Genomic DNA, 22175 nt, shown 5'->3' with positions numbered 1-22175 from the left:
CGGTCACCAGCTCATCAGGCACCAGCGCGCCCGATCCTCGGTCTCAGCGGCCGCATTCACCGGTTGCCCGGTGAGCGCCGGCCGTAGGTGGTCGCGGCTGCCGTCGCCGCGCTCGCCGTTGCACTTGGCGTGCAGCAGCCGGTCGGTCAGCATGCCACCCCTGGCTCGCGGCTTGGAGTGGTCGCCTTGGAGCTGCCGCTCGTCGAAGTTGCGACCGGGCGCGCGGAACATCGGCCGGGTGCACCACCAGCAGGATGAGCCGTCGACATGCGTGCGCAGCAGCGCCGCGACCCGCTGTTGATGGACATGACCGAGGCCGCGCTGCGTCGTGGTGCGCCGCGCGGCCCGGGTCGACATGACCGGCAGACCTACAGCCTGAACCCGATGGTGGTGGCGGTCGTACTGTTGCCGCTGTCGGCGGTGGTGGCGGCGGGCTCGCTGGTGTCCTCGGTGCTGCCGCTGTCGGTGACGGTGGCCGTGTCATCAGCACCGCTCACCTTGTCCGCGTCGCTGCCGTCGTCGCTGGTGATGGGCTGCTGCACGGGCGCAGCGACCTGGGTAGCCGGGGCGGTGACCGGCACGCTCTCGATGGGCTGCGAGGTGATCGGCTGCTGCGCCTCGACGGCCGGGGTGCTCGGTGCGGGGCTGGTCGCGCTGGAGCCTGCGGTGTCGGCGGTGGCGGCCGCGGTGGCGGCGATCTTGGCAGTGATGTCGTCGAGTGCGGCGATGTCCTCGGCGGTGATGGTGCCACCGGCGGCAAGCTGCGACTTGAGCGCAGCCACCTGGCCCTGCAGACCGGCGATCTGCGCCACCTGCGCAGCGGACAGCGCCACGATCTTGGTGTTGGAATCGACCAGCGAGGCGATATCGGCCTTGAGCTGGTCTTCGATGTCGGGCATGAACTTCTCCAGGATCTCGAGGATTCGAGCGTTCTGCTCGATGATGAATCCGGCCCATATCGGGATCGGGCCGGTGTGAACGGTCGCGACGTCGCCGCCTGCCAGGAACTCGGCGAATTCGCGAATCAGGAACCGGCGGCGCATGGATCAGTCCTTGTCGTCTCGTTCGTCGAGCGCGCGGCGAATTCCCTCGGCAACGGCTTCCGAGACGATCTCGCGCGCCCGGTCCTCGGTGAGGACGATCGCGTTGACGGTGATGTCGGCCGTATGGGCCATCAGAGGAACGCGGTGAGGACCGCGACGAGGGCCTTGCCGAGGACGCGCGCCGCGGTGCCCCAGGGCACTGCGGCGAGATCTGCCGATAGCGTTGCGAGCATGGTTGTCTCCTGGAAACTGCGAAACCCGGACCGCTGAGGGCGGATCCGGGTGTGGTGACTGGATATGACCTTGCGGTCGTAGCGGAGACAGGATTTGAACCTGCGGCCTCTGGATTATGAGTCCAGCGAGCTGACCGAGCTGCTCTACTCCGCTGTGTCGGCTTGTTGAGCCAGACGTTGTGTGGCGATCGCCGCGTACGCTTCGATTCCCTCGATACCGAGGAAGTGGCGGCCCTCGGCGAGTGCGGCGACGCCCGTGGTGCCGCTACCGGCGAACGGGTCCAGAATGCGACCGCCGGGCGGGACAGTGCGCACCAGGTACCGCATCAGATCAACCGGTTTGGCGGTGATGTGCTGGCGAGCCTTACCTCGCGGGCTGGCGATGGAGTACACGCCGGGCAGACATGGTGGTTGGTGGTCGCGGTCGATCGTGCCGTGCGAGGCCCACAGCAGATACTCCGCGCCGTTGGCGAATCCGGGCTGCGGGCGCGCACCCAGCTTGGCCCACACCACGATTCCGCGCCATCGCCACCCCGCGCACTGCAGAGCATCCGACAGCGCCGGTAACTGACGCCAGTCGGTGAACACCAGCGCCTGGCCGCCGGGGCGGACCAGCCGTAGGGCTTGACCGAGCCAGATGGATGCCCAGATGGTGAAGCTGCGCTGGTCGCGCTGATCAGGAAAGTCGGGCATCGCTCGGCCCGATGCCGAATCCGTGGAGACGTACTTTTGGATCGCGGTGCGGTTGGTGCGGTCGCTGGTGGTGGTGCCACCGCTGCAGTAAGGGGGATCGGTGATCAAGGCATCGAATGCGCCGTCGGGCAGCTGACGCATCATGTCCAAAGCTTCGCCGTGAATGACTGTGTCGGCGTTCTCGTCCATGTGGCCGAATCACCACCCGTCTAGCTGTGGGCATGAAAAAACCCGGTCCAGCAGGGACTGGGACCGGGTTTGGGGGACAGTTGTCCCACTGCAACAAAGTGTGACAGCGCTCCGCGATCTTGTCCAGCATCGCGTTGAACTGGGAATATGACTGCACCGAAACGGTCGGCGCGGTTGCGTCGTTGAGACGGATGCCCGGTCAGCGGCGGCGTAGCGCCTGTCCGATCACGCCACGTGCCGCGGTGAGTACCAGGCGGATCCCAAGCCGCGCAGCATCCGTTGCCGACAGCTCCGTCATACCGGCCCCCAGGTCGAGACCGACATGGGTTGTGCGGCGGTCTGGGTAGTCGTCTCCGTACAGGTCAACCTGGATGGGCTTGCGACCGTCTCGATATTCGATGAACGTCGAGGGCGCCGAATGTGACGGAACGTTGTCGAATTCGTCCGGGTCGATGTGCTCCGCGCACCACGACGGGCACCGAACGGACTGATTGTTACTCATGCGCTTCCCCTCCCGCATGGAGTGATGCCCCGGGCCCGTTGCCCTTTGGCAGACCGCGCTCACAAGCGTATGGGGTTTTGGGGGCAGCGGCTACCCCACGGCCGCGACACCGCCCCTTTGGTGGGCGGCGCGCCGATGCGAAACGACACGCGGTACCAGAACGAGTGAAGCGCCGGTAGCAGCCAGTAGAATTCGTTGCGGGACCGTAATACTCGGTCCCGGATACGCCGAGGCCCTGCCAGAGGCGGCTCCAGCAGGGCCCGGTGCGTCTTTGGTCGGACGCCCGCAGTCTACGTGAACTCCCCGGTATTTCCACCTGCGGGGAGTTCGCGTAGCGCTGTCCTCCTGCTGGCAGGCCACGGCTATTCATGCAGCAACAGCAGGAGAGTATTAATGGAGAATCCCGACGAGGCCCTCGATCACGCGCCCGCGGGTGACCAGGTCGACGCCGTACCGTCCGGCGAGTTCATCGTCTACAACACCGAAGACGGTCGCACTGAAGTGCAGCTTCGCACGGTCGACGGAACTGTCTGGCTGACGCAGCGTCAGATCGCAGACCTGTTCGACAAAAGCGTGCCGACCATCAATGAGCACATCAAGGCGATCTACGACGATGGCGAGTGTGTGATGGAGGCAACTATTCGGAAATTCCGAATGGTTCGCGCCGAGGGGGCGCGCGTAGTCGAGCGCGAGATCGATCACTACAACCTCGATGTGATCCTGGCTGTCGGCTATCGGGTTCGGTCGCCGCGGGGTACCCAGTTCCGGCGTTGGGCTACGACGGTGCTGCGCGAGTATCTGATCAAGGGCTTCGCGATGAACGATGCCCGGTTGAAGGATCCGCGCGGTGCGGACTACTTCGATGAGCTGCTCGAGCGGATCCGCGACATTCGGGCGTCGGAGAAGCGGTTCTACGAGAAGGTGCGAGAGGTGTTCGCGGCTTCGAGCGCGGATTACGACCCGAAGTCGCAGGTAGCGCAGACCTTCTTCGCGACGATTCAGAACAAGCTGCTCTACGCCGTGACGCAGCATACTGCGGCCGAACTGGTTGTCGCCCGCAGCGACCCGGACAAGCAGAACATGGGCTTGACGACATTCAAAGGCGCGGTTGTGCGGAAGTGCGATGTCAGTATCGCGAAGAACTATCTGACGGAGGACGAGGTCAAGCGGCTCAACAGGCTCACGACGATGTTTCTCGACTTCGCCGAGGATCGGGCCGAGAACCGGCAGCAGCTCGTGATGGCCGACTGGGTCAGCCAGACCGATCGCTTCCTGCAGTTCAACGAGCGTAGCGTCCTGCAGGGCCCCGGCCGGGTATCCAAGGCCGACGCGGCCCAGATCTCATCCGAGCGCTATGCCAAGTTCGACGCCCGTCGCAGGACGATCGAGGAGTCGGCGGCGGATCTAGCTGAGCTGGAAGCGATCCAGAACGAGATCGAGAAGCGCAAGTAACCAGCCGCCTGATCGGCGGGCCCGAAGCGGTCGCGCTTCGGGCCCCGCAGGCGGCGCAACCAGGCGAGGGCATCGTTGATGCTCATGTGGCCCACGCCTCCCGGTAGTCGGGGTGATCTCTCCACACGGCGGCGACAGCGATCCGATCGCCAGAAGTGAGCTCGCTCGCGCGCTCGGGCTCGGCGAGCATCCGCCGCGCCATGTCTTCCGATCGCGACATGACGCTGCCGAAACTCGCGCAGCCGGGCCCATTGCCGCGCCGGTCCATCTCGGCCCTGAACAGGGCGTACCTGATGGCCTCGAGGTCGGATGCGCGCTCGATGAGGCGCGCCTCGATGAACTCTTCGATCGTCACAGCCCGAACGCCTTCCGTGCGTCCCTCTCGGACATCGTCATTGCCGCCGCGCGCTGTAGGGCGGCATTGGCGGCCTGCGCCATCCGCAGCTCTGCGGCCTCCTCGGTCGGCGCGCCGTAGAGCACGCCCCGCACGATGCGCTCGGCCGTCTTGTCGGGAATGCCTTCGTCCTCGAGCACAATGCCGAGGCGGTGCACCACGTTGCGCATGAACCGTATCTGCGCGTTGTACGTGGCATCCTCGCGCGCCGCGGCAGTCGACGGGCCGAGCCGCACGAAATGCAGCCTGACTATCTGATCGACGTCGATCATGCGGCGGGCTCCGGCGGCCATGGGCTAACGGCGTACTCCGTATTCCCGTCCGCGCATGGTGTGGCGTGCAGTCGGGAGCCATCTGCGAACGTCACGTGCATCGGTACGTCGGCCATTCGGGGGTCGTGCCGTAGGTGATGCATCAACGTCACGGCCGGATCAAGTTCGTCTGAATTGTCGGCGCTCATGCTTGCGATCCTTTCATCGTCGGTATGCGCCCCACGACCACGGCAATGTGGCGAGCGTGTATGGTCCGCCCTGCAATTGGAGCTGCAGGTAACGCTGCTGCCATGGAACCATCCGAATGTTGGCAGCTCGGGCGAGATCCATGATCTGATCGAGCTTGCGCTCTACGATCTCGGCGGCGAGCACGCGGTCAATCTCGGCGACGATGTCGCTCATGCTGTCGCCCCCTTCCCGTGGGCGGACCCGTCTTGCTGGTTTGTCATGCTGTCTCGCTCAGGTTGTTGCGTTTCAGGCTGAAAAACAGCACGTTCGGCATTGGCTGCGCCGGAATGCCCGCCATCTCGGCCGCCATGGCGACGATTTCGGCGAATGCCTGCCTGCTCGTGCCCCTGCCGTCGAAATCGCCGGTGCCGTCGAACGTCTGCGTGTGCTCGCCATCGGGCGCCAACCATCGCAATGTCAGTATCCAATGCAGTTGCCTCACGCTGTGCGTCCTCTTGCGTTGTTGGCGCGCAGCTTGCGCACGGCGCCGAGTCGGTACAGGGGTTTGTCGGTGTCGGATTTGCGTTGCGCCACGATCGCGCCGTCGTGCCGGTACGCGCACGGCACGAGCTTGCCGCGTCGAATCCATTGGTCGACCGTGTTTCGCAGTACGGGCTCGCCGAGCTCGCGCAGGATCCGCACCAGCGACGGGACGTCGAACGCGAGATTGTCGCTGCGCGACAGCAGCCGCGCTTCGAGCCGTGCGGTGTCGTGCAGCACGCCGCAGCGCGGGCACGTGACGAATGCGGCCGGTGACTGCCGGTCGGTGTCGGTCGATGAGCTGTAGGCGATCTCGGCGACCGCGTCGGCGTACAAGGGTGTGCCGCATTCGATCGGCCTACCGGCCGGGGTGCGGCCGATGACGGTCGGGCACGGCCCGCGGTAGATCTCCCGCGGCCGGGCGTTGATCAGCGCCAGGGCGGCGGCGACGGCGCGCGTGATGTCGGCGTGCAGCTCGCCCGCGGCCTCGTCCAGGCGGACCGAGGCGATATGGTCGGCGAGCCATTCGGCGGCCGCAGCGTCCTCGCTCGCGCGCAGCCGCACGCCGCGCGTTTCGGCGATGTGCCGCGCCCACGTGGTGACGCTGTTTGCCAGCGCGCGCCGCAGATCGCTGCTCTTCGGGTCGAATAGCAGCGGCGACTTCGGCGCGCTGCCGGTGCGTAGTCCGCGTGACACCCGGTCTTGCCGTAGCTCGCTGATGGTGAGTTCGTCGAGCAGCCACGGCACCCGGTCGAGGGCGTCGAGGAGCTGCTCGGCGCACTCGTGGCACAGGAATTCGTTGCATGAGCGTCGGCAGTGCGGATTGCGGCACTCGCTCACTGATCGGCCTGCGGCCGCGGGATCGTCACGACGAGCGAGCCGTCAGCTTTCGCGAGTATGTGCATGCCGGGATACAGTTTGTCGCGCAGCTGCACGAGCAGGCGGCCGATCATGTCGAAACGCTGCTGGTGTGACAGGCGGTCGCGGAGGAATCCGATGCGGTGCAGCAGGTCGGATTGCACGTCGCCGGGTTGGCCGGCGGGTTGGCCGGTGACGGCGGGTTGGCCGGTGGGGACGGGCAGGCTCACAGGAGGCCCCTTTCGGTCAGCATGGTGATGATGCTTTCGGCGATCAGCGGCGCCGAAGAGTTCGCGCGGACATGCCGGGCGGCGTCCTTCGAGAGCAGGAATTTGCCCAGTGCGGCGATGTCCGGGCCCGCGGCCGCGAGGTGCGCGGTGATCGCCTTGGCGTAGGCGGCGGCCGCGACGGCCGATCCGCCGAGCAGGTTCACACCCCGGTGCACGAGCTCGCCGTCGCGGTACAGGTCGGCTTTCGGGAACCAGTCGAGCAAGGCCTGCTCGACCGGGTCCTTTTCGGGTAGCTGCAGTTCGATCATGAGCGCCCTTTCTTGTCGCGCGGCCTGCTGCGGCATAGGGATCGGGGTTCGGTGCGGTCGGGCCACCACACGACCGGGCAGTGCTTGCACGGCAGCACCGGCACGCCTTTGCGGGGCACGGGTTCACCCCACTCGTGGCGCCCGCTGACGACCGTGACGCCGTGCTCGGCGAGGTACCGGCGGATCAATTCGTTCAGCTTGACGCGGCCACGTCGGGGCGGCTGCGCCATGACGAACTGGCGGCCCTCTCGGCGCGCTTTCACCACCTGTTCGAACAGGGCCGCCTGCCACGGCTGCGCGTGCGGGAATTGGGCGGCGAACCATGCGCGTGCTTCTTGTTCGGACTCGGCCACGGTTCACTCCTGCCAGGTCAGTTCGAGCCACATTGCGGCGGCCTTGCCCTTTTCGACGGGGTGGATCGTCGGCTCGGGCTTGGCCATGTATGCCGGAATGTCGTCGGGCACCATGCCGTATCCGACGAGTGCGGGTACCGGCCTGCCGTTGCGCGAGACCGACGCGGGCCGCCCTTCGGCGAGCGCGTCGCACAGCGGTTTCAGCGTGGCGACGAGATTGTCCGTGTCGCGGCGGCGGCGGTCTCTCGGCCGGTAGTGCAATGCGACGGTGACGTGCCGGACGTCGCGCGGAAGCTTGGCCTTGTGCGCGAGCACGTACATCTGTTCGCGCACCTCGGCGATCCTGCGGTTCTTCGCCATAGCCGCGCCACGTGTTCGGCCGCGGTCGTTCATGCTGAGCGGCGGTGCCGTCCATGGCAGTTCGATAGTCGCTTGCCCGCCGCTCACCGGCCGCTCTCCTGCATGAACTCGGGCGCCCACGGATCGAAGGCGATCCGCTCCTTGCCGTCTGGCGTCGGGACCTGCACGGTCGGGCGGGCGTCGCCGACGAGATCCCTGATAGCTCGGGCGCGTTCGGCGGGAAACCATTCATCGGTCGGCCGCGGCGGTGACGGTTCGACGACTCGCAGGGCCGTTTCCTGACCGTCGAGGAATGCGAGCCCGACGTCCGCGGCTTGGCTGCACCGGATTCGCAGACGCCAATCGCCGAGATCGACACTCTGCACGCGGACGTAGCTGCCTCGGTATTCCACCCAGACGGTCAGATGCTCCACCAGCCCGAGCAGGGAGCGGCCGACGTCCTCGGCGTCGGACCCGGCGGCGGCGACGATGCCGGCGAGGTAGGTCCGGCTGCCACTGGCCTTCGTCTCGATCTCGGGACGGGCGTCGTCGAGTGTCGCGATCCAGACGGGCGCGAGATGGTGCGGTTCCGCTATGGCGAGGTGGACTACTTCACTCATCGGCGCTGGCCTCCTGTCCGATCGCCTCGGCGACTGCCTCGGCGATATGGGCAGCCATGAGCCGCTGAATCGCACCGACCTGCGACTCGGGATCGCCGTCGAGCTTGCCGACGATCTCGGCGCCGCACGCGCAGTCGATGAGGCACTCGTCGAGATCGTCGGCGGCGGTGATCGTGTGGGCGATGTGCTGGGCGATGACGCCGGCGATGTGCGCGCGGTCGTCGACCACCAGGACGAACGCCCGGCTCGTGAGCCTGGTGATACTCGGCTCGGTGGTGCGCATGGGTTTGGTGACCTCGCCGAGGTACTCCTGCCGGATCACCGTGCACACGGCCGTGGCATTCGTTCCGGTGCCGCGGAATCCGTCGACGCGCAGCGTGCGAATGTTGTCGTCGCGGCGGTCGCGGTAGAGCTGTCCGACGCGCACCAGCATGCCTCTCGCGGTCCTGACGCCGGTTGTGAGAGTTTCGGATTCACTCATCGGCGCTGGCCTCCTGCCGCACGGCGGCCCGGATCCGTTTCGGGTGCGCGAGGCGTGTCTCGTAGCGGGTGCCGTTGAGCGTGGTCCGTGTGCACGGCTCGCCGATCTCGGCGCCGCAGCCGCCTTCCTCGGGTGGCGGGCATGGCGCGGTCGCGTAGGCGTGCTGCAGTGCGGCGGCTTCGTTCTGGCCGAGACCTCGCTCGCCGGGGCGTAGTCGGACGATGTCGTCACCCACCGGGTTTCACCTCCTGCGCCTGATCCCAGTTCTGCACGACGTCATCGGCGATCAGGGTCACGGTCACGAGCACGACGTACGGCGAGCCCGCAGGGGCGCGGCGCTCGGTCACGATCCGCGGCCGCTCGCCGATCTGCGGCCCGTCGTCGGTGATGTACCAGGGGAACGGACGATCATCGATGGTGAGCGTTGCGCGATTGGCGTCGACGGTGGCCCGTCCGGCGATCAGGGTCAGGGTGACCCGCACTCCCTCTAGGCGGTATTGGGCAGGTTCGACGCGCACGCTGCCGGGGTCGACTTTCCACGGCTGCTGGACGCCGTCGATGGTGAGCGTGCCGTCCGTGTGGCCGATGGTGACCTGCTGGGCGAGGCGACGCTGCGCGCGAGGTGTACCGACGCGGAGCGGGCCTCCGCCGCCAATTTCGACCTTGTGCTCGGGCATGCTCACGCACCCCACGGCAGCACGAGGATCGGCGTCCGGAACACGAGCGGCAGCGTGGCGATCGGGTGGTGCAACAGCGCGTGCACGTAGTCGAAAATGCAGGTGAACATGGGTTTTCACTCCTCGGTGGCGGTTGAGTTGATGACGTTTGCGATGAGTGCGCGCCAGCTGGCGGGCAGGGGGTCGAAGTGGTCGCAGCGCACGACCGGCGGGTCGAGGGCTTCGAGTTCGGGGGGTGGGATGCGCCAGCCGCCTTCGGCGTCGCACATGCGGGGCAGTCCGGCCGCGGCGCGACGTTCGGCGCAGGCGTCGATTCCGGCGCGGCGGGCGTCGCCGAGGTCACGCAGGCGGCCCTTGCGTTCGGTGTCCCAGGCCTCGGCGATGCGGCGGGCGTCGCCGCATGGGCCGCACTGGGGCGGCTTCGGGTTGCCGAGGTGCTTGTGGCAGCGATCGGCCGGGCGGACGCCGAGATCGCCTGCGCTGGCACGGATGGCCGAGGCGCGTTCGGCTTTCCACGCGATGAACGTCGCGGCGGTAGCGTCGCACTCGTCGCAGTCGGGAACCCGCGCATCGGCGTGGCCTGGATGGTATTTCGGCGGCGCTTCGTCGCCCGACGCGGGCGCATCACCTACCGGACGTCCCTCCCCAAGGTGACCACCTATATACGGGTCGGGTCGGGTCGGGTCGGGGTTAGGCGAACTTCGCGCCATGTTCACGCGAACATCGACCCCCGAGTTGCCATCTACCTGCGAATTCGATTCGGGGACTGTGTCGGGAAATGGATTCGTTCGCGGCGCGAACGAGCCTTGGTCGAGGCTCGACCGGGCTTCGGTACTGTCGGTTACACCTATTTCGGTGGGTATGCGTTCGCGCGAACGTTCGCCGTTGGTTCCCGTGTTGTTCGCATGAACAACGTCCGAACCGGCCCCCTTGTTCGCGCCGCGTGCGCGTTTCATTCGCGAGCGCGCTTCGGCCCGCTTCGCCTCCACTTCGGCGCGGGTCGGTTGATCCGGCGACCAGTCGAGGAACTGATATCCGCCGGGGACCTCTGTCCAGAATCCGGCAGTGACCAGATGCGCGGCGCTCGCTTTCGTCGAGGCCAGTTCGGCAATCATGTGCGCGGGTACGAACCCGTCGGTCAGCTCTTTCGAGCACCATGTGCCCGCCAGCAGCCACAGACCCATTGCCGCACAGCGGTTGCGGCGCGGAATGGACATGACCCCTTTGGAGTTGGCGAGCCCATCGGGCGACTTGAACCAGGGCATCAGGCCACCTCCGGGTCGATATGGAGTGAGTCGAGTGCGCCCGGCTTACCGCCCTCGGCGAGGAGGCTGCGCAGCTCGATCAGCTCGGCGGCCATGAGCTGCATAGGTCGGTCCTCGGCCCAGAACCAGGGTTCGGTGCCATTGGCCCATTCCCGAGGCTGCTCGTCGGTGATGCGGTCAGCCACAGCCCGCCTCCTGCCGCGGCTCCCACAGGACGACGATGGCCCCGCCCGCCCGCATCACGTTCTTGCTGAGGTAACAACTCGGCCCGTTGGTCCAGACGCCGGGAGCAAAACGCACCCATGTGCGGCGGTGTCCCTGCTCGGTGCGTATTGCCGAACCGATCGGCAGTGCCTCCAGTTCCTCGATGGTCTCGATGTGGCGGCCGGGTGAGCAGAATCCGGCGGTGAGGATGGCGTCGATGAACTCCAGCGCCAACACGGCAGGAGAGTGGAATGTTCTGCTGGACAGAAGGTTGCGAGCGATGCGTTCGAGCTTCCGCCGCGAGCGCGGTGCATCGGTCTCGTGCTCGGCGCCCGCAAGGCACCGCACGCATGGCCGATCGTCGGTGCAGCTGGTCGCCGCGAGCTCGGCGCGCGCGGCGTCGGGCTCGGCCTCCAGCTCGGCGTCGAGTGCGCCGCGGCCCTCGGGTGGCGGCGCGGGGGTCTCTTCGATCCAGTCGCAGAACGGGCAGTACCGAAGCGGGTTGCCGTGCACCGACGGGTCGGGGCACTCGGCGGCGGGCACGGGGCGGGTTTGGTCAGGCATTGGCTGGCTCCTCGGTGTCGGCGCTGTCGGGCGACGGGCGGTGGTGGACGGGTTACGCAGGCGCCGCCCCTGGTGTCAGCTCGAACAGCGGGTAGTGCTCGGCCTCGATGCGCGCCTGCGTGATGCCGTGGCGCGCGCAGGTTGGGCCGAGACGGCGATTCACCGACGCCGCCGAGACCAGCCAGTTGCCGCATCGGCGGCACTGCACCGCCAACCGGGTCGGGGTACCGTCCTCCAACTGCCCCTCCACCAGGTCGGTCACGACGCCCCCTCACCGGACGGATCGGGCACGTCGAGTTCCAACATGGGCGCGGCCTCCTCACTGGTCTTGCGGCACTCGCCGCACAGCCGGTCGCGCGGCACCACGGCATCGGGCGCGAACGGCTGCCGGCACTCGCGGCAGTCCATGAGCTGGACCGGCCCCCACTTGCCGACCCTGTATCTGTTCGGGATCAGACGCCGGGGCTTGGACCGCCCCGGCGTGATCCCGTAGCGGTTGCTGCCGGGCCACGGCCCGACCACCACGTCGTCGCTCACGTGCGCCCGTTCGGGTTGACGATGTCGCCGATGCGACCGCGGACGTAGGACACGGTTGCCCTTTCGTCTTCCGACTCGACAAGCTGCGACTCGTATGGGTTGCCGACGGCGATGACATTCGCGAGGCGCTGCTGTTCGACGAGTTCGCCGAGGCGGGCCTCGATGGCGAGCAGAGCGTGCGCGGTGGCCGCGCTGGCGAGCGCGGTCGATCGGGCGTCGTCATATGCGGCCGGGATGTAGCCGAGCGCCTTGAGCGCGGCAATACGGTTGTCTGTCACGGGTCAGTCCTCTCCGCAGTAGCAGTCAGCGCAGCAAGTGCACGACCGGCACCGCGCGCACGTGCGCTCGATAGGGCAGCCGCACGAGCGGTTGAAATCGATCAGGTCGCCGTCGGCGGTACGCCAGGGCTCGGACGGGATCACGTCAGCCCTCCCCGCAGTAGCAGTCGCCGTCCCACGCACCGCAACCGCGGCACACGTCGTTGGCCTCGGCGTAGGTCATTTCGGCGCAGTAGCATTCGCCCTCGGGGCACCCGCGCGGGCAGCCGATCAGTTCGGCGTCCTGGTAGCGGCAGTACGACGGGTGGCTGTTCCTGGTTGTGCCGCAGTCGGGACACCCTTCGGTCGGGTCGGCGTGGACGCTGTGCGCGTAGCTCACTGGCCCGCTCCGTTCGCGTCGTGGCCGGTGATCCGGTCGTAGATGCGCATGGCCCAGTCGGCATCACCCATCGCGGTGTGGCGCAACTCCGCGATGGGCGGCTCGACGCCGATGGCCCGGGAGAGGTCCTCGGACTTCCAGGGCGGGGGCGGCGCGGAGGCCTCCTCGGTCTGGCGGTCCCAGGCGTGCAGCCATCCCATCGCCAGCGTCTCGACGTCGATGAGGTGGTAGTGCCACGCCGGGGTGAGGTGCTGTTCCCGCAGCAGGTTGGCCAGCACCTCGGTGTCGAAGTTCGGGACTATGCCGACGATGTGCGCGCCGTGGGTGAATCGGGCCACGGTGTGCGCGGCGTCGCGCGGGCGCAGGAAATCGCCATCCTCCTTGATCCCGAAGCAGAAGTCCGGGATCGTGCCCGCGAGATACCGGCCGTAGGGGTGACGCTCGTAGAAGCGGCCGACCTTGAGCCCGAAGGGGTCCGCTGTTTCGAGGTCGATGTCGAGGAAGAACTCGACCTGGTGCTGGGTGCCGTCGGGCTCGCGGCGGATCATCGCCACCTCCCATGCCTTGCGGCCCGGGTGCACGCCGTCGGTTTCGCAATCCAGAAAGCAGAGCGGAGCAGTCATTTCGTGGACGGGCCTTTCATGGGGATGCGCCCAGCGCGGGCATGGCTTCGGCGATCGCGCGGCTGCGCGCAGGGGTCGGTCACCGGGACGGGGATGGCGAGGATGCGCTCGGCGATCTCGGGGCGCGTGTGCCGCACCTTGCCGCGGGCGATGTTCGAGATGGTTTCCCGGCCCGCATCTGCCAGGTCCGTGATGCGCCGCAGCGTCATTCCCGCGTCCCGCAGCCGTGCGATGTGCGCGGTAGCGGCCTCGGCGGGAACGAGGCCCTGGATGCACGGCTGGCATCGCGCGATGTCGCGGTGCGAGGCGAAGATTTGCCCACATTGCGCGCACGTCAGCTTTCGCGGCCCGGTGTCGTCGGGAATCGGGACCGCCAGGATCCGCTCGCAGATGTCGGCTCGCGTGCGCACCTGCGTGGTACGCACCAGCGTCAACGTCCGCAGCGGCACGCCCGACCATGCGCTGATCTCGCGCCACAGCATGCCCGCGTCGTGCAGCGCATCCAGGTGCGCTCGCGCCGGTGCGGGGTCGACGAGGTCGCAGACGTCGCGGACCTTGTAACACGTCTTGCAGTACCCGGCGCGGTCGTGGCGCACGGTGCCCGGCTCACCCGACACCGAGAACCGCCGCTTGCACTGCACACAGCCACCGCTGGGCGGATCGGCGGTCTCGGCGAGCCCGAGCATCGCCAGCAGCGTGCGGGCATCGGCGGCCTTCTCCGCGGCGGTCTCACCGACCGCGTTCTTGCGCACCACGCGGCGCGCGGCCGCGAGCATCTCGGCGGCGAGCGGCTCGAGGTCGTGGTTGGTATCGACTCCTCCGCCGACCATCACGACACCCCGGCCGCAAACGGGACCGACAGGATCGCAGCCTCGGTCTTCTGCGCGACGGTGAGCAGCTCCGCGGTCAACCCGCGCCCACAGCGCGCGTACACGATGCTGTGCAGCGTGTTGTACGACACGCCCGCGGCAGCAGCGATGTCCCGGTAGCTCTTCCCGGCGGCGCGCAGCGCGGCGATGCGAGCCAGCGACGGCGCGGCCGGTACACACCGGCCCCGCGGGCCGGGCCGAGGGCCGGGCTTTGCGCGTGTGGCGCTCAGCATGATGAACCCCCCTTCCGGCCGTCGACGGCGTTCTCGTGGGCGTCGTCGTACTCGTCGGCGGTCTCGTCGAGGTCGGCGTCGATCGGCGCGGGTCGGGCCGGTCCGATGTAGTGGAAGAACTCGAACTCATGGCCCCCAGACCGGCCGTTCGTGCGGCGGCGAGCCGGGCTCACCGCCCGCCCTCCGTCCCTGCGGCCGCGAGCCGGGTGAGGGCCTCGGCCAGCAACGGGGGCAACACCGTGGGGTCGGGCATGTACCCGGCCCAGATGACGGCATGAGCGGCGTCGTAGTGCTCGAGGCCGTCGACGCTGTGGCCGCAGTCGCGGCAACGGGTGATGGTGGCGACCAGCAGGTCGATCTCAGCAGCGGCCTGCGAGCGAGCCGTCTCGACGACCTCCCAGCTCTCACCGGTGATAGCGGGCGTGACAGGCATGGTGGGCGTGGTGGACAGGGTGGTCATCGGGCCGCCACCGCCTCCCGGTCCTCGACGGCGCGCGCGTCGACACTCGGATCGCCGCTGCCGCCGCATGTTTCGCAGACTGCGAAACCGTCGTCGGTGTACGTGGCGCCCACACCGTGGCAGGCATCGCATTCACCAGCGTCGGTAGTGGCCTGGACCCGCAACCCGGTCAGTGACACGACACCGAAACTGCTGGTGCCCGAGACGGTCGCCTCGTCGCTGAGTCCTTGAGCGGCGGAGAGGAACAGGCGCAACTGCCCGAGGGTGAGTTCGCTCTCGTCGACGACGCGGATGTGGACCTGCTGGATGGTGCGGCGCTGGCGGCTGGCGGTCAGTGTGGCGTCGGTAAGGGCACTCATCGGGCCGCCACCGCCCCTCGAGTGGCCGGGGCGTCGGCGAACATACGGTCGGCGAGGAACGCGGCGAAGTTGCGGACCTGCCAGTGACGCAAGTCGAGCCCGAGCAGGAACTGCCCCAGATACACCGACTCGGTCAACTCGCTCCACCGCGCGGCATCCACGAGCGGTGGGGGCGGCCCGTAGGGCTGGAGGCGTTCGTTATTCTCGTCCAGCGCGGCAGCGCGTTTGCGGGCGGCGGCCTGCTGGTGTTCGATCCAGGGCAGTTCGGCAGAGTCCATGCGGGTTCGTCTTTCGTTGCGGTAGAGGCGGATTCGGGAGGCTATGACGCCGACGAGCAGCAGTCCAGCGGTCGGCATCCACAGCAGGCGCACGAGCAGATTCAGGGCGTCGATCAGCACGGCTGGGCCTGCGCGGCATCGGTGATGTCGGTCGCCGTGGTGCGCGTGATGGGCAGGGGCTGGGTATCCAGCTCACCCGGGTGTGTGTCCGCGGTACGGAGGACGGCGTCGAGTTCGGCGGCGTAGTCGATGGAGCCGTCGAAACGCAGCGCGGCGGCCAGCTCCGCCAGGCGTGAACGTGCATCACCGGGCGTGGGGCGCTGGTGCCCGAACGTCTCCAGGCACATGCCCAGACGCCGGTGCAGGACGCGGATCCCGGCTTCGGTCAGATACAAGCGGTCGTTGTCGGTGAGGTTCACCCGGAACAGACCGAGGGTCTCGGCCCATTCGGCGCGCACACCGTCGAGGTCGATCGTGGGCTGTCCCAAACTCAGAAACGAGATCCGAGTATCAGCTGCGGTCATGTGAGCCAATGCCTTTCGGGTAGGGTTCCCGTGGCGCGTCCCGAGCGAGTTCGTGTCGTTCGGGACGCGCGTCGGGGTGATATGGAATGGCGTGCCGCCGGACCAGCGGGCCAGGACACCGCTGGTCCGGCGGTCACGATCCCCCGGCCGTCGGGGGACGATCGATGTCGCCCGCCTCGCGGGCGAGCTGCACGAGGATGGCGTCGAGCGCGGCGGTGATCCCGATACGCAGCGCGCCCGCGCGACGAGCGACGCGCACCAGGCCGACCACGGTCGCGGCGTCGGTGTGCAGGCGGCGGATCACAACATGCCCGCCGTCGTCAGCACCATGCACACGAACCACCCCACGCCGAACATGAGCAGCGCGACCACACGCAGCAGCGCCGCCAGCAGCAGCAGCGTCTCCGGATCCGGATGCGGCACATGCACATTCAGGGCCACGGCTCAGTCCCCCCGTGATCCGAACACCACGAGCGCGGCCAAAGCCATCGCACCCACCGCGCCCAGCAGCACGATCGCCAACATCGCGCTCATGCAACACCACCGGCCCGCGCGTCGGTGCCGGTCGCCGAGGCGGTCGTGTCTTGCGCCTCGTCGACCTGCCGCTCTCTGACCGTTGAGGTGCCTGATTCACCAACTGAAGGAGATGCTTCATGGAGGGGATCGACAATCTCGCGGCCGGGCTGATGCCCCAATTCGCCGTAAGTCGAAAGCTGCTGCGGGCGGCCGGACACCTGCGTGAAACGACCGGCGACATCGATCAGCGCGGCAGGCGTGGTGCCGAAGTAATCGGCGAGTTTGACCAGCTCGAGGGACTTGAAATCGACTCGTCCGAGCAGACGCTGACTCACGGCCGCTTGGCTGATCCCTATCACAGCGCCGATCTCGGCCTGAGATGCTCGTTTGCGAGCAGCAGCAGCGCGAACGTTCGCAGCTACTCGCTCAGTAGGTGATGGGTGCATAGCTGCGAAAGCTACTCCCTGAACGAGTAGCACACAAGGAACCTTGATCGTTTCGTTGTGTCGCGATGTCCACAACCCGGAGAGTGGACCAACGAATTACTGGTGATCTACGCGCTGAGCGGGTTAAATAGAACGCTATGAGTTCCCCATTGCAGGTGATCCACGGCGACCGGGACGAAACCCCGAACGAAGTAGCCGCACGTCGGATCCGCCAAGAGTTGGCCGGGCAAAAGCGCCCGCCGTCCCAAACCGCCATCGCAGCCAGGATCGGTATGAAGCAGCAGGCACTCTCACGCCGACTTCTCGGCACAGTTCCGTTTGACTTGAACGAGATCTACGCCGTCTGCGAAGCGGCTGGAATCGATCCGTTCTACGTCCTCACTGGACGACGAGAAACCCCCCAACCGGATGGACCGGACGAGGGGCTCTCAGGTGAAGTGCGCCCGAAGGGATTCGAACCCCTAACCTTCTGATCCGTAGTCAGATGCTCTATCCGTTGAGCTACGGGCGCATGTGTTATTCAGTTGTACCCGGTTTCCCGGGTGTGGCGGAGGCGAGAGGATTTGAACCTCCGGTCCCCGTGAAGGGACAACTCATTAGCAGTGAGTCCCATTCGGCCGCTCTGGCACGCCTCCTGGAGCCTTCTCTTCGAGGGCACCGGTCCTTTCGAACCGCCGAGCAGAAAGGTTACAGGAGCTACCGACCAGATCACAAAACGGCTGGTCAGCGTAGGTTGCTGTCGAACCAATCGAAGATTCTGGTCTGCGAATCGACCGCGTCGCCGTCGTCCGCCTCGAAGGTGTCGGCCCGGTGGTGCAGGCCGGAGTAGGTGACCACCAGGCTGGCGACCGCGGCGCGGGCGGTCGCGTCGCGTAGCTCGTCCACCTGGGCGGGCGGGGTGGATGGGTCGTCGACGCCGAACAGGCCGAGCCACGGCGCCTGCAGGTTGGGCGCGGCGCGCACGAGGGCGTCGGCCTGCTCGGTAAGCGGCTCGGTGATGCCGTGCGCCGCGACGCTCACCGCGGCGCCGATCGGGCGATTGGTCGCGACCAGGAACGCGGCGGTGCCCGCGGAGTCGAACCCGAGCACGCCGATGGTGTCGGGGAACACCCCCCGCCGGGTGAGCCAGTCGAAGCAGGCGTCGAAGTCCGCGAACAGCTCGTCGCCGAAGACCCCGGCGCCGGGTTCACCGTCGCCCCGATGGAAAAGTTTGGGCGCGACCACCGTCCAGCCCTCGCCGGCCAGCGCGTTCATCAGGTCGCGTAACGCGCCGGAGAACTCGCGCGACTCGTGCAGCAGCACGATGCCGCCGCGGGCGTTTCCATCCGGCTCCACCACCGTGATGGGCACCTGCCCACCGCTGGCCGGCCGCTCGTCTTCCTGGTCGCTCGCCCGCAGCGGGGCCAAATCGTCGTAGGTGCCCGACATGAAACCAGCGTAGGGCGAGTTGCTGAACTTCGGTAGAAGTTGCACGTGAGGGGCTATATCCCAAAGAATTTCCGGTACGCCGATCGGGCTTTTCCGGCGCCGATTAGGGTTGGAGTGTGACAGCGCAGATCCGGCCGGACCTCGAATCGATCCCGGCGTACACCCCCGGCCGCAGCAATCCCGGCGCGGTCAAGCTGGCCAGCAACGAGACGACCGTCGGTCCGCTGCCCGCCGCCGCCAAAGCCATCGCCGAAGCGGCCGAGCTGGCCAACCGGTATCCGGACAATCAGGTGACCGAGTTGCGGACGGCGCTGGCCGAGTTCCTCGGGGTCGGCTTCGAGAATGTCGCGGTCGGCTGCGGCAGCGTGGCGCTGTGCCAGGAGCTGGTGCAGATCACCTGCTCGGCACCGTCGGACGAGGTGCTGTACGCGTGGCGCTCGTTCGAGGCGTATCCGATCGTGACCAAGGTGGGCAACGCCACCGCGGTGCAAGTGCCGCTCACGGCCGGTCAGGTGCACGATCTGGACGCGCTGGCCGACGCCGTGACCGAGCGGACCAAGTTGATCTTCGTCTGCAACCCGAACAACCCGACCGGCACCGCGGTAGGCCGAACCGAGCTGGTCCGGTTCCTCGACGCCGTGCCGTCGCACGTGCTGGTGGTGCTCGATGAGGCGTACTACGAATACGTCCGGCTCGCCGACCGCCCCGACGGCGTCGAGATCGGCCGGACCAGACCCAATGTGGTTGTGCTGCGCACCTTCTCCAAGGCATACGGCCTGGCCGGGTTGCGGGTGGGCTACGCGGTGGGCGATCCGGCCGTGATCACGGCGCTGCTGAAGGTGCACATCCCGTTCAGCGTGAGCAGGATCGCGCAGGCGGCGGCGATCGCGTCGCTGGAGTCACGCCACGAATTGCTGGATCGCACGGACGTTCTGGTCGTCGAACGCGAGCGGGTGCGCGACGCGCTGGTGGCGGCGGGATACCCGGTGCCGCCGAGTGAGGCGAACTTCGTCTGGCTGCCGCTCGGCGCGCGCAGCGCCGAGTTCGGCGAGGCCAGCGCGGCGGCCGGGGTGCTGGTGCGGCCGTACGGGACCGACGGGGTGCGCGTCACCATCGGCGACCCGCACGAGAACGACCTGTTCCTGAGCTTCGCCAGCGCCCCGGAGGTGCTCGCCCGGTTCCTTGGTTAGCGGACGCCTATCGCGGGCGCGATCGTGGGCCAGGAGAGGGCGAGCTCGTCCTCCCAGTACGGCCAGGAGTGCGTGCCGGTGGCCCGGAAGTGCGCGGTGACCGGGATGCCGAGCGACCGCAGCCGGTCGGTGAGCCGCCGGGTACAGGCGTTGGTGGCGGCCTCCAGCGGGCCGCCGAACGTGATGGCGCTGGGCAGGTCGACATTCGGCGTCCCCGGCACGTCGTGCACACCGGGCAGGCCGCTGCCGACCGACAGGTAGATCGTCTTGCCCCGCAACGCGTCCGCGTGCAGGGTGACGTCGTGCGCCAGCCAGTCCGGGTCGTCCTGCTTGCCGAACATGTTGTCCGGCTCGCCCATGTAGGTGGCCACCACCGCCCGCGCCTGCGCCTGGCCGATGTCGGTGCCCATCGAGAAGCAGCCGCTGTGCGCCCCGATGGCTTTGTAGAGCGTCGGCTGCCGGAACGCGAGCATCATCGCGGCCTCCGCGCCCATCGAGACGCCCATCACCGCGTTGGTGCCGTTGCCGTCGAACTTCGCGTCGATCAGCGGAGGCAACTCCTTGGTCAGGAATGTCTCCCACTTGTTGGTGCCGAGCACCGGGTCCGGCTGCTGCCAGTCGGTGTAGAAGCTGGCCGGCCCGCCGACGGTGAGCACGACGTTGACGTCCTTGTCGGCGTAGAAACGGTCGGCGTGCCCGAGTTCGGTCCAGTTGTTGCTGTCGGGGCTCGCGCTGCGGCCGTCGAGCATGTAGACGGTGGGACGCGGGCGCGACTGGTCGCGTGGCAGCAGTACCTGCACCTCGACCACCCGGCTCATCGCGGGCGAGGCGACGTAGACCCGCAGCCACCGATCGTTGATCGGTTCGATGCGCTCGATTCGCGGCGTCGAGGGCTGTTTACTGGTCGGCTCCGCCGGGCCGGGACCGTCCGACGATCCGGTGTTGACCGGCGGCGGATTGCCGGGCGCCGCCGTGACCTGGGGTGCACCGAATGACACCACACCGGAAACGAGTGCGGCACTGATCAGAGCGCTGGAGAGCCAACGCCGCACCCCGCGACACAGCATGCCGACCATCCTGCCAGAGATGTCGATGGCCGCAGGAAGGCCGTCGCCGTGTCGAAGACCACGCACCGTGCTCACCGTGCGGGCAGACCGTCCTGCCAGCGCCGCTCCACGCCGGCTAAACGCCACACCGCGACGGCGACCGCCCAGGTGAGCACGAACAGCCCGACGATGATGAACCCGAGATCACCGAGGTCGAGATTTCCGATCCAGGCGACGACGCCCGATCGGACCTCGAGCCGCTCTGCGAAGATCGAGACGATCTCCTGCCCGCCGATCAACAGCGCCACGGCCACCGACAGTCCGGTGATCACCAAGTTGTAGTAGATCTTCCGCACCGGCTCGGCGAAGGCCCAGTCGTAGGCGAAGCTCATGAACGAACCGTCCAGCGAGTCGAACAGCGCCATGCCCGCCGAGAACAGCACGGGCAGTACCAGGATGGAATACCAGGGCAGCCCGGTCGCCGCCGCGCCGCCCGCGATCACGAGCAGCCCGACCTCGGTGACGGTGTCGAAGCCGAGGCCGAACAGCACGCCCACCGGATACATGTGCCGCGGCCTGCGGACGAGGCCGAGCACCGGTCGCAGCAACCGGTTGAGCATGCCCCGGCTGTCCAGCTGCCGTTCCAGCTGCGCCTCGTCGAATTCGCCGCGGCGCATCTGCCGGAACACGCGCCAGATGCCGACCAGCGACGCCAGATTGAGCAGACCGATCAGGATCAGGAACGTGCCGGAGACGCTGGTGCCCCACAAGCCCGTCCAGCGTTGCAGGGCCGAATCCTCGTCCGCCAAGGTGGACGCCAGCGCCCGCACACCGAAGGCGAGCAAGGCCACGAGCACGAACACGACCGTGGAGTGGCCCAGCGCGAACCAGAAGCCGACTGTCCGGACCTTTTGCTTCCCGCTCTCCGCCACCAATTTTCGAGTGGTGTTGTCGATGGCGGCGATGTGGTCGGCATCGAACGCGTGCCGCATGCCGAGCGTGTACGCCGTCACCCCGAGACCGATGCCGAACACCGAACCGTCGATCACATAATGGTTCGGCGCGACGAACAGCAGCAGCGTCCCCCAGCCGAGGACGTGCAGAGCCACGACGGTGATGGTCATTCCGATGACACTGCGCACGAGCGAACCCCTCGACCCCCGAAATGCAGACACGTCAACGATACTCGACCGCACCGACATCGGTCCGCGTCTCGGGGCGATCCAGCAAATCCAGCAAATCGCGGCACACCATCAGCACACCCGCCGTACGCTGAGCGCCGAGCCTTTTCCGGGTATCGAACTAGGACGGGCATGATCGCGCATCCACACTATCGGCGCCGAGGTCACCGCACTGCGCTGCACGGCACCGTGCGGACCGGCCGCCCGGTTCGCAGTCGCGACGGCCCCTGTGTCTCCTGAGTTGGCCTCGAGTGAAAGCTAATCCGTGGCATCTGCCATGCGCGGGCAACCCCGACGAAGCGGTGCCCGCTGCGCTTCCCGCGCGAATTCTCTGCTCGATTCGTCTGTTTCATCGCAGCACCTATGCCCGACCGGAGAAAACCGTGAATCCAGTGTCGCCCGTCTCCTCGATCGAGAACGAACCGGACACAAATCCTTTCCTG

Annotated in this window: 43 protein-coding genes and 3 tRNA genes; 4 read left to right on the top strand and 42 right to left on the bottom strand. The window is 67.6% G+C overall.

The window, feature by feature from the left end; translation table 11 throughout:
• Positions 1 to 3 precede the first annotated feature (3 nt).
• The 6 genes from AB0L97_RS32925 to AB0L97_RS32900 form a co-directional block, all read right to left on the bottom strand.
• Positions 4 to 357, bottom strand: a complete 354-nt coding sequence (locus tag AB0L97_RS32925) for a hypothetical protein (RefSeq protein WP_364437358.1) — start codon at positions 355 to 357, stop codon at positions 4 to 6.
• Between the two features lie 11 nt (positions 358 to 368).
• Positions 369 to 1043, bottom strand: coding sequence for a hypothetical protein (locus AB0L97_RS32920; protein ID WP_364437355.1), 675 nt, complete (start codon positions 1041 to 1043; stop codon positions 369 to 371).
• A 3-nt stretch (positions 1044 to 1046) separates the two neighbouring features.
• Positions 1047 to 1175, bottom strand: a complete 129-nt coding sequence (locus AB0L97_RS32915; RefSeq protein ID WP_364437352.1) for a hypothetical protein — start codon at positions 1173 to 1175, stop codon at positions 1047 to 1049.
• Positions 1176 to 1355: 180 nt separating this feature from the next.
• Positions 1356 to 1430: transfer RNA gene (locus AB0L97_RS32910), tRNA-Met, on the bottom strand.
• Positions 1421 to 2158, bottom strand: coding sequence for a site-specific DNA-methyltransferase (locus AB0L97_RS32905; protein ID WP_364437349.1), 738 nt, complete (start codon positions 2156 to 2158; stop codon positions 1421 to 1423). The genes AB0L97_RS32910 and AB0L97_RS32905 overlap by 10 nt, the downstream gene beginning before the upstream one ends.
• A 199-nt stretch (positions 2159 to 2357) precedes the next feature.
• Entirely contained in the window at positions 2358 to 2660 is a 303-nt protein-coding gene (locus tag AB0L97_RS32900) for a hypothetical protein (RefSeq protein WP_364437347.1), read from the bottom strand.
• A gap of 393 nt (positions 2661 to 3053) precedes the next feature.
• On the opposite strand from AB0L97_RS32900, the gene AB0L97_RS32895 reads away from it, so the two are divergent.
• Positions 3054 to 4112 carry a virulence RhuM family protein gene (locus AB0L97_RS32895; RefSeq protein ID WP_364437344.1) on the top strand — a complete coding sequence of 353 codons (1059 nt, stop codon included), beginning with the start codon at positions 3054 to 3056 and terminating at the stop codon, positions 4110 to 4112.
• 82 nt (positions 4113 to 4194) lie between these two features.
• On the opposite strand, the gene AB0L97_RS32890 is transcribed toward AB0L97_RS32895, so the two are convergent.
• The 31 genes from AB0L97_RS32890 to AB0L97_RS32740 form a co-directional block, all read right to left on the bottom strand.
• On the bottom strand, positions 4195 to 4467 hold the full coding sequence (locus AB0L97_RS32890; RefSeq protein ID WP_364437341.1) for a hypothetical protein: 273 nt from the start codon (positions 4465 to 4467) through the stop codon (positions 4195 to 4197).
• Positions 4464 to 4778, bottom strand: a complete 315-nt coding sequence (locus tag AB0L97_RS32885; RefSeq protein ID WP_364437339.1) for a hypothetical protein — start codon at positions 4776 to 4778, stop codon at positions 4464 to 4466. The genes AB0L97_RS32890 and AB0L97_RS32885 overlap by 4 nt, the downstream gene beginning before the upstream one ends.
• 201 nt (positions 4779 to 4979) lie before the next feature.
• Positions 4980 to 5180 carry a hypothetical protein gene (locus AB0L97_RS32880; protein WP_364437336.1) on the bottom strand — a complete coding sequence of 67 codons (201 nt, stop codon included), beginning with the start codon at positions 5178 to 5180 and terminating at the stop codon, positions 4980 to 4982.
• A 43-nt stretch (positions 5181 to 5223) separates the two neighbouring features.
• Entirely contained in the window at positions 5224 to 5448 is a 225-nt protein-coding gene (locus AB0L97_RS32875) for a hypothetical protein (RefSeq protein ID WP_364437333.1), read from the bottom strand.
• Complete coding sequence (locus tag AB0L97_RS32870; RefSeq protein ID WP_364437330.1) at positions 5445 to 6326, bottom strand: hypothetical protein; 882 nt, start codon at positions 6324 to 6326, stop codon at positions 5445 to 5447. The genes AB0L97_RS32875 and AB0L97_RS32870 overlap by 4 nt, the downstream gene beginning before the upstream one ends.
• Positions 6323 to 6574, bottom strand: a complete 252-nt coding sequence (locus AB0L97_RS32865; RefSeq protein ID WP_364437327.1) for a hypothetical protein — start codon at positions 6572 to 6574, stop codon at positions 6323 to 6325. The genes AB0L97_RS32870 and AB0L97_RS32865 overlap by 4 nt, the downstream gene beginning before the upstream one ends.
• Positions 6571 to 6882, bottom strand: coding sequence for a hypothetical protein (locus AB0L97_RS32860; protein ID WP_364437324.1), 312 nt, complete (start codon positions 6880 to 6882; stop codon positions 6571 to 6573). The genes AB0L97_RS32865 and AB0L97_RS32860 overlap by 4 nt, the downstream gene beginning before the upstream one ends.
• On the bottom strand, positions 6879 to 7235 hold the full coding sequence (locus tag AB0L97_RS32855) for a hypothetical protein (protein WP_364437321.1): 357 nt from the start codon (positions 7233 to 7235) through the stop codon (positions 6879 to 6881). Before AB0L97_RS32855 ends, AB0L97_RS32860 begins: the two co-directional genes overlap by 4 nt.
• 3 nt (positions 7236 to 7238) lie before the next feature.
• Entirely contained in the window at positions 7239 to 7682 is a 444-nt protein-coding gene (locus tag AB0L97_RS32850; protein ID WP_364437318.1) for a hypothetical protein, read from the bottom strand.
• A complete protein-coding gene (locus tag AB0L97_RS32845) occupies positions 7679 to 8194 on the bottom strand; it encodes a hypothetical protein (RefSeq protein WP_364437315.1) in 516 nt (171 codons plus the stop codon). Before AB0L97_RS32845 ends, AB0L97_RS32850 begins: the two co-directional genes overlap by 4 nt.
• Complete coding sequence (locus AB0L97_RS32840; protein WP_364437312.1) at positions 8187 to 8675, bottom strand: hypothetical protein; 489 nt, start codon at positions 8673 to 8675, stop codon at positions 8187 to 8189. The genes AB0L97_RS32845 and AB0L97_RS32840 overlap by 8 nt, the downstream gene beginning before the upstream one ends.
• The gene (locus tag AB0L97_RS32835; protein WP_364437309.1) at positions 8668 to 8910 is read right to left on the bottom strand and encodes a hypothetical protein; all 243 of its coding nucleotides are present in this window, start codon (positions 8908 to 8910) and stop codon (positions 8668 to 8670) included. Before AB0L97_RS32835 ends, AB0L97_RS32840 begins: the two co-directional genes overlap by 8 nt.
• On the bottom strand, positions 8903 to 9352 hold the full coding sequence (locus tag AB0L97_RS32830) for a hypothetical protein (RefSeq protein WP_364437306.1): 450 nt from the start codon (positions 9350 to 9352) through the stop codon (positions 8903 to 8905). Before AB0L97_RS32830 ends, AB0L97_RS32835 begins: the two co-directional genes overlap by 8 nt.
• 116 nt (positions 9353 to 9468) lie before the next feature.
• On the bottom strand, positions 9469 to 10617 hold the full coding sequence (locus tag AB0L97_RS32825; RefSeq protein ID WP_364437303.1) for a hypothetical protein: 1149 nt from the start codon (positions 10615 to 10617) through the stop codon (positions 9469 to 9471).
• Complete coding sequence (locus tag AB0L97_RS32820) at positions 10617 to 10802, bottom strand: hypothetical protein (protein WP_364437300.1); 186 nt, start codon at positions 10800 to 10802, stop codon at positions 10617 to 10619. Before AB0L97_RS32820 ends, AB0L97_RS32825 begins: the two co-directional genes overlap by 1 nt.
• The gene (locus AB0L97_RS32815) at positions 10795 to 11385 is read right to left on the bottom strand and encodes a hypothetical protein (protein ID WP_364437298.1); all 591 of its coding nucleotides are present in this window, start codon (positions 11383 to 11385) and stop codon (positions 10795 to 10797) included. The genes AB0L97_RS32820 and AB0L97_RS32815 overlap by 8 nt, the downstream gene beginning before the upstream one ends.
• A 52-nt stretch (positions 11386 to 11437) precedes the next feature.
• Positions 11438 to 11647, bottom strand: coding sequence for a DUF6011 domain-containing protein (locus AB0L97_RS32810; protein WP_364437295.1), 210 nt, complete (start codon positions 11645 to 11647; stop codon positions 11438 to 11440).
• Positions 11644 to 11922 carry a hypothetical protein gene (locus tag AB0L97_RS32805; RefSeq protein ID WP_364437292.1) on the bottom strand — a complete coding sequence of 93 codons (279 nt, stop codon included), beginning with the start codon at positions 11920 to 11922 and terminating at the stop codon, positions 11644 to 11646. Before AB0L97_RS32805 ends, AB0L97_RS32810 begins: the two co-directional genes overlap by 4 nt.
• Positions 11919 to 12200, bottom strand: a complete 282-nt coding sequence (locus AB0L97_RS32800; protein ID WP_364437289.1) for a hypothetical protein — start codon at positions 12198 to 12200, stop codon at positions 11919 to 11921. Before AB0L97_RS32800 ends, AB0L97_RS32805 begins: the two co-directional genes overlap by 4 nt.
• Before the next feature lie 145 nt (positions 12201 to 12345).
• A complete protein-coding gene (locus AB0L97_RS32795; protein ID WP_364437286.1) occupies positions 12346 to 12579 on the bottom strand; it encodes a hypothetical protein in 234 nt (77 codons plus the stop codon).
• Positions 12576 to 13202: a hypothetical protein gene (locus tag AB0L97_RS32790; RefSeq protein WP_364437283.1), complete on the bottom strand. Its 627-nt coding sequence runs from the start codon at positions 13200 to 13202 to the stop codon at positions 12576 to 12578. The genes AB0L97_RS32795 and AB0L97_RS32790 overlap by 4 nt, the downstream gene beginning before the upstream one ends.
• Complete coding sequence (locus AB0L97_RS32785) at positions 13199 to 14032, bottom strand: hypothetical protein (RefSeq protein ID WP_364437280.1); 834 nt, start codon at positions 14030 to 14032, stop codon at positions 13199 to 13201. Before AB0L97_RS32785 ends, AB0L97_RS32790 begins: the two co-directional genes overlap by 4 nt.
• The gene (locus tag AB0L97_RS32780) at positions 14032 to 14304 is read right to left on the bottom strand and encodes a hypothetical protein (RefSeq protein WP_364437277.1); all 273 of its coding nucleotides are present in this window, start codon (positions 14302 to 14304) and stop codon (positions 14032 to 14034) included. The genes AB0L97_RS32785 and AB0L97_RS32780 overlap by 1 nt, the downstream gene beginning before the upstream one ends.
• The gene (locus tag AB0L97_RS32775) at positions 14298 to 14477 is read right to left on the bottom strand and encodes a hypothetical protein (RefSeq protein ID WP_364437274.1); all 180 of its coding nucleotides are present in this window, start codon (positions 14475 to 14477) and stop codon (positions 14298 to 14300) included. Before AB0L97_RS32775 ends, AB0L97_RS32780 begins: the two co-directional genes overlap by 7 nt.
• Positions 14474 to 14764, bottom strand: a complete 291-nt coding sequence (locus AB0L97_RS32770; protein ID WP_364437271.1) for a hypothetical protein — start codon at positions 14762 to 14764, stop codon at positions 14474 to 14476. Before AB0L97_RS32770 ends, AB0L97_RS32775 begins: the two co-directional genes overlap by 4 nt.
• Positions 14761 to 15123 carry a hypothetical protein gene (locus tag AB0L97_RS32765; RefSeq protein WP_364437268.1) on the bottom strand — a complete coding sequence of 121 codons (363 nt, stop codon included), beginning with the start codon at positions 15121 to 15123 and terminating at the stop codon, positions 14761 to 14763. The genes AB0L97_RS32770 and AB0L97_RS32765 overlap by 4 nt, the downstream gene beginning before the upstream one ends.
• Entirely contained in the window at positions 15120 to 15521 is a 402-nt protein-coding gene (locus tag AB0L97_RS32760; protein WP_364437265.1) for a hypothetical protein, read from the bottom strand. Before AB0L97_RS32760 ends, AB0L97_RS32765 begins: the two co-directional genes overlap by 4 nt.
• Entirely contained in the window at positions 15515 to 15925 is a 411-nt protein-coding gene (locus tag AB0L97_RS32755; RefSeq protein WP_364437262.1) for a hypothetical protein, read from the bottom strand. The genes AB0L97_RS32760 and AB0L97_RS32755 overlap by 7 nt, the downstream gene beginning before the upstream one ends.
• A 133-nt stretch (positions 15926 to 16058) precedes the next feature.
• On the bottom strand, positions 16059 to 16259 hold the full coding sequence (locus tag AB0L97_RS32750) for a hypothetical protein (RefSeq protein WP_364437259.1): 201 nt from the start codon (positions 16257 to 16259) through the stop codon (positions 16059 to 16061).
• Positions 16226 to 16366, bottom strand: a complete 141-nt coding sequence (locus AB0L97_RS32745) for a hypothetical protein (RefSeq protein WP_364437256.1) — start codon at positions 16364 to 16366, stop codon at positions 16226 to 16228. The genes AB0L97_RS32750 and AB0L97_RS32745 overlap by 34 nt, the downstream gene beginning before the upstream one ends.
• Positions 16367 to 16455: 89 nt before the next feature.
• A complete protein-coding gene (locus AB0L97_RS32740) occupies positions 16456 to 16887 on the bottom strand; it encodes a helix-turn-helix transcriptional regulator (protein ID WP_364437511.1) in 432 nt (143 codons plus the stop codon).
• Between the two features lie 137 nt (positions 16888 to 17024).
• Between AB0L97_RS32740 and AB0L97_RS32735 the strand changes: the two genes are divergently transcribed.
• On the top strand, positions 17025 to 17360 hold the full coding sequence (locus tag AB0L97_RS32735) for a helix-turn-helix transcriptional regulator (RefSeq protein ID WP_364437253.1): 336 nt from the start codon (positions 17025 to 17027) through the stop codon (positions 17358 to 17360).
• Here the strand turns inward: AB0L97_RS32735 and AB0L97_RS32730 are convergent.
• The 3 genes from AB0L97_RS32730 to AB0L97_RS32720 all read right to left on the bottom strand — a co-directional run bounded on the left by AB0L97_RS32730 (position 17326) and on the right by AB0L97_RS32720 (position 18315).
• Positions 17326 to 17398 (bottom strand) — tRNA-Arg (locus AB0L97_RS32730). The genes AB0L97_RS32735 and AB0L97_RS32730 overlap by 35 nt on opposite strands.
• 34 nt (positions 17399 to 17432) lie before the next feature.
• Positions 17433 to 17522, bottom strand: a tRNA-Ser gene (locus AB0L97_RS32725).
• An 88-nt stretch (positions 17523 to 17610) separates the two neighbouring features.
• A complete protein-coding gene (locus tag AB0L97_RS32720; RefSeq protein WP_355073048.1) occupies positions 17611 to 18315 on the bottom strand; it encodes a dienelactone hydrolase family protein in 705 nt (234 codons plus the stop codon).
• A gap of 116 nt (positions 18316 to 18431) precedes the next feature.
• Between AB0L97_RS32720 and hisC the strand changes: the two genes are divergently transcribed.
• A complete protein-coding gene (gene hisC, locus AB0L97_RS32715) occupies positions 18432 to 19505 on the top strand; it encodes a histidinol-phosphate transaminase (protein WP_364437249.1) in 1074 nt (357 codons plus the stop codon).
• On the opposite strand, the gene AB0L97_RS32710 is transcribed toward hisC, so the two are convergent.
• Together AB0L97_RS32710 and AB0L97_RS32705 are read right to left on the bottom strand one after the other, a co-directional pair.
• Complete coding sequence (locus tag AB0L97_RS32710) at positions 19502 to 20638, bottom strand: alpha/beta hydrolase family protein (protein WP_355073051.1); 1137 nt, start codon at positions 20636 to 20638, stop codon at positions 19502 to 19504. The two genes, hisC and AB0L97_RS32710, sit on opposite strands and share 4 nt — an antisense overlap.
• A 5-nt stretch (positions 20639 to 20643) precedes the next feature.
• Positions 20644 to 21675, bottom strand: a complete 1032-nt coding sequence (locus AB0L97_RS32705; protein WP_364437245.1) for a HoxN/HupN/NixA family nickel/cobalt transporter — start codon at positions 21673 to 21675, stop codon at positions 20644 to 20646.
• A 308-nt stretch (positions 21676 to 21983) separates the two neighbouring features.
• On the opposite strand from AB0L97_RS32705, the gene AB0L97_RS32700 reads away from it, so the two are divergent.
• Positions 21984 to 22175 (top strand): hypothetical protein (locus AB0L97_RS32700; RefSeq protein ID WP_364437242.1); only part of this gene is annotated, 192 nt, incomplete at its 3' end.

Source organism: Nocardia sp. NPDC051911, from assembly GCF_040681035.1.
In the GTDB taxonomy this organism is placed as follows: Bacteria; Actinomycetota; Actinomycetes; order Mycobacteriales; family Mycobacteriaceae; genus Nocardia; species Nocardia sichangensis.
The sequence above is the reverse complement of the archived record's forward strand: the minus strand, read 5'-3'. Positions and strand labels throughout refer to the sequence as shown.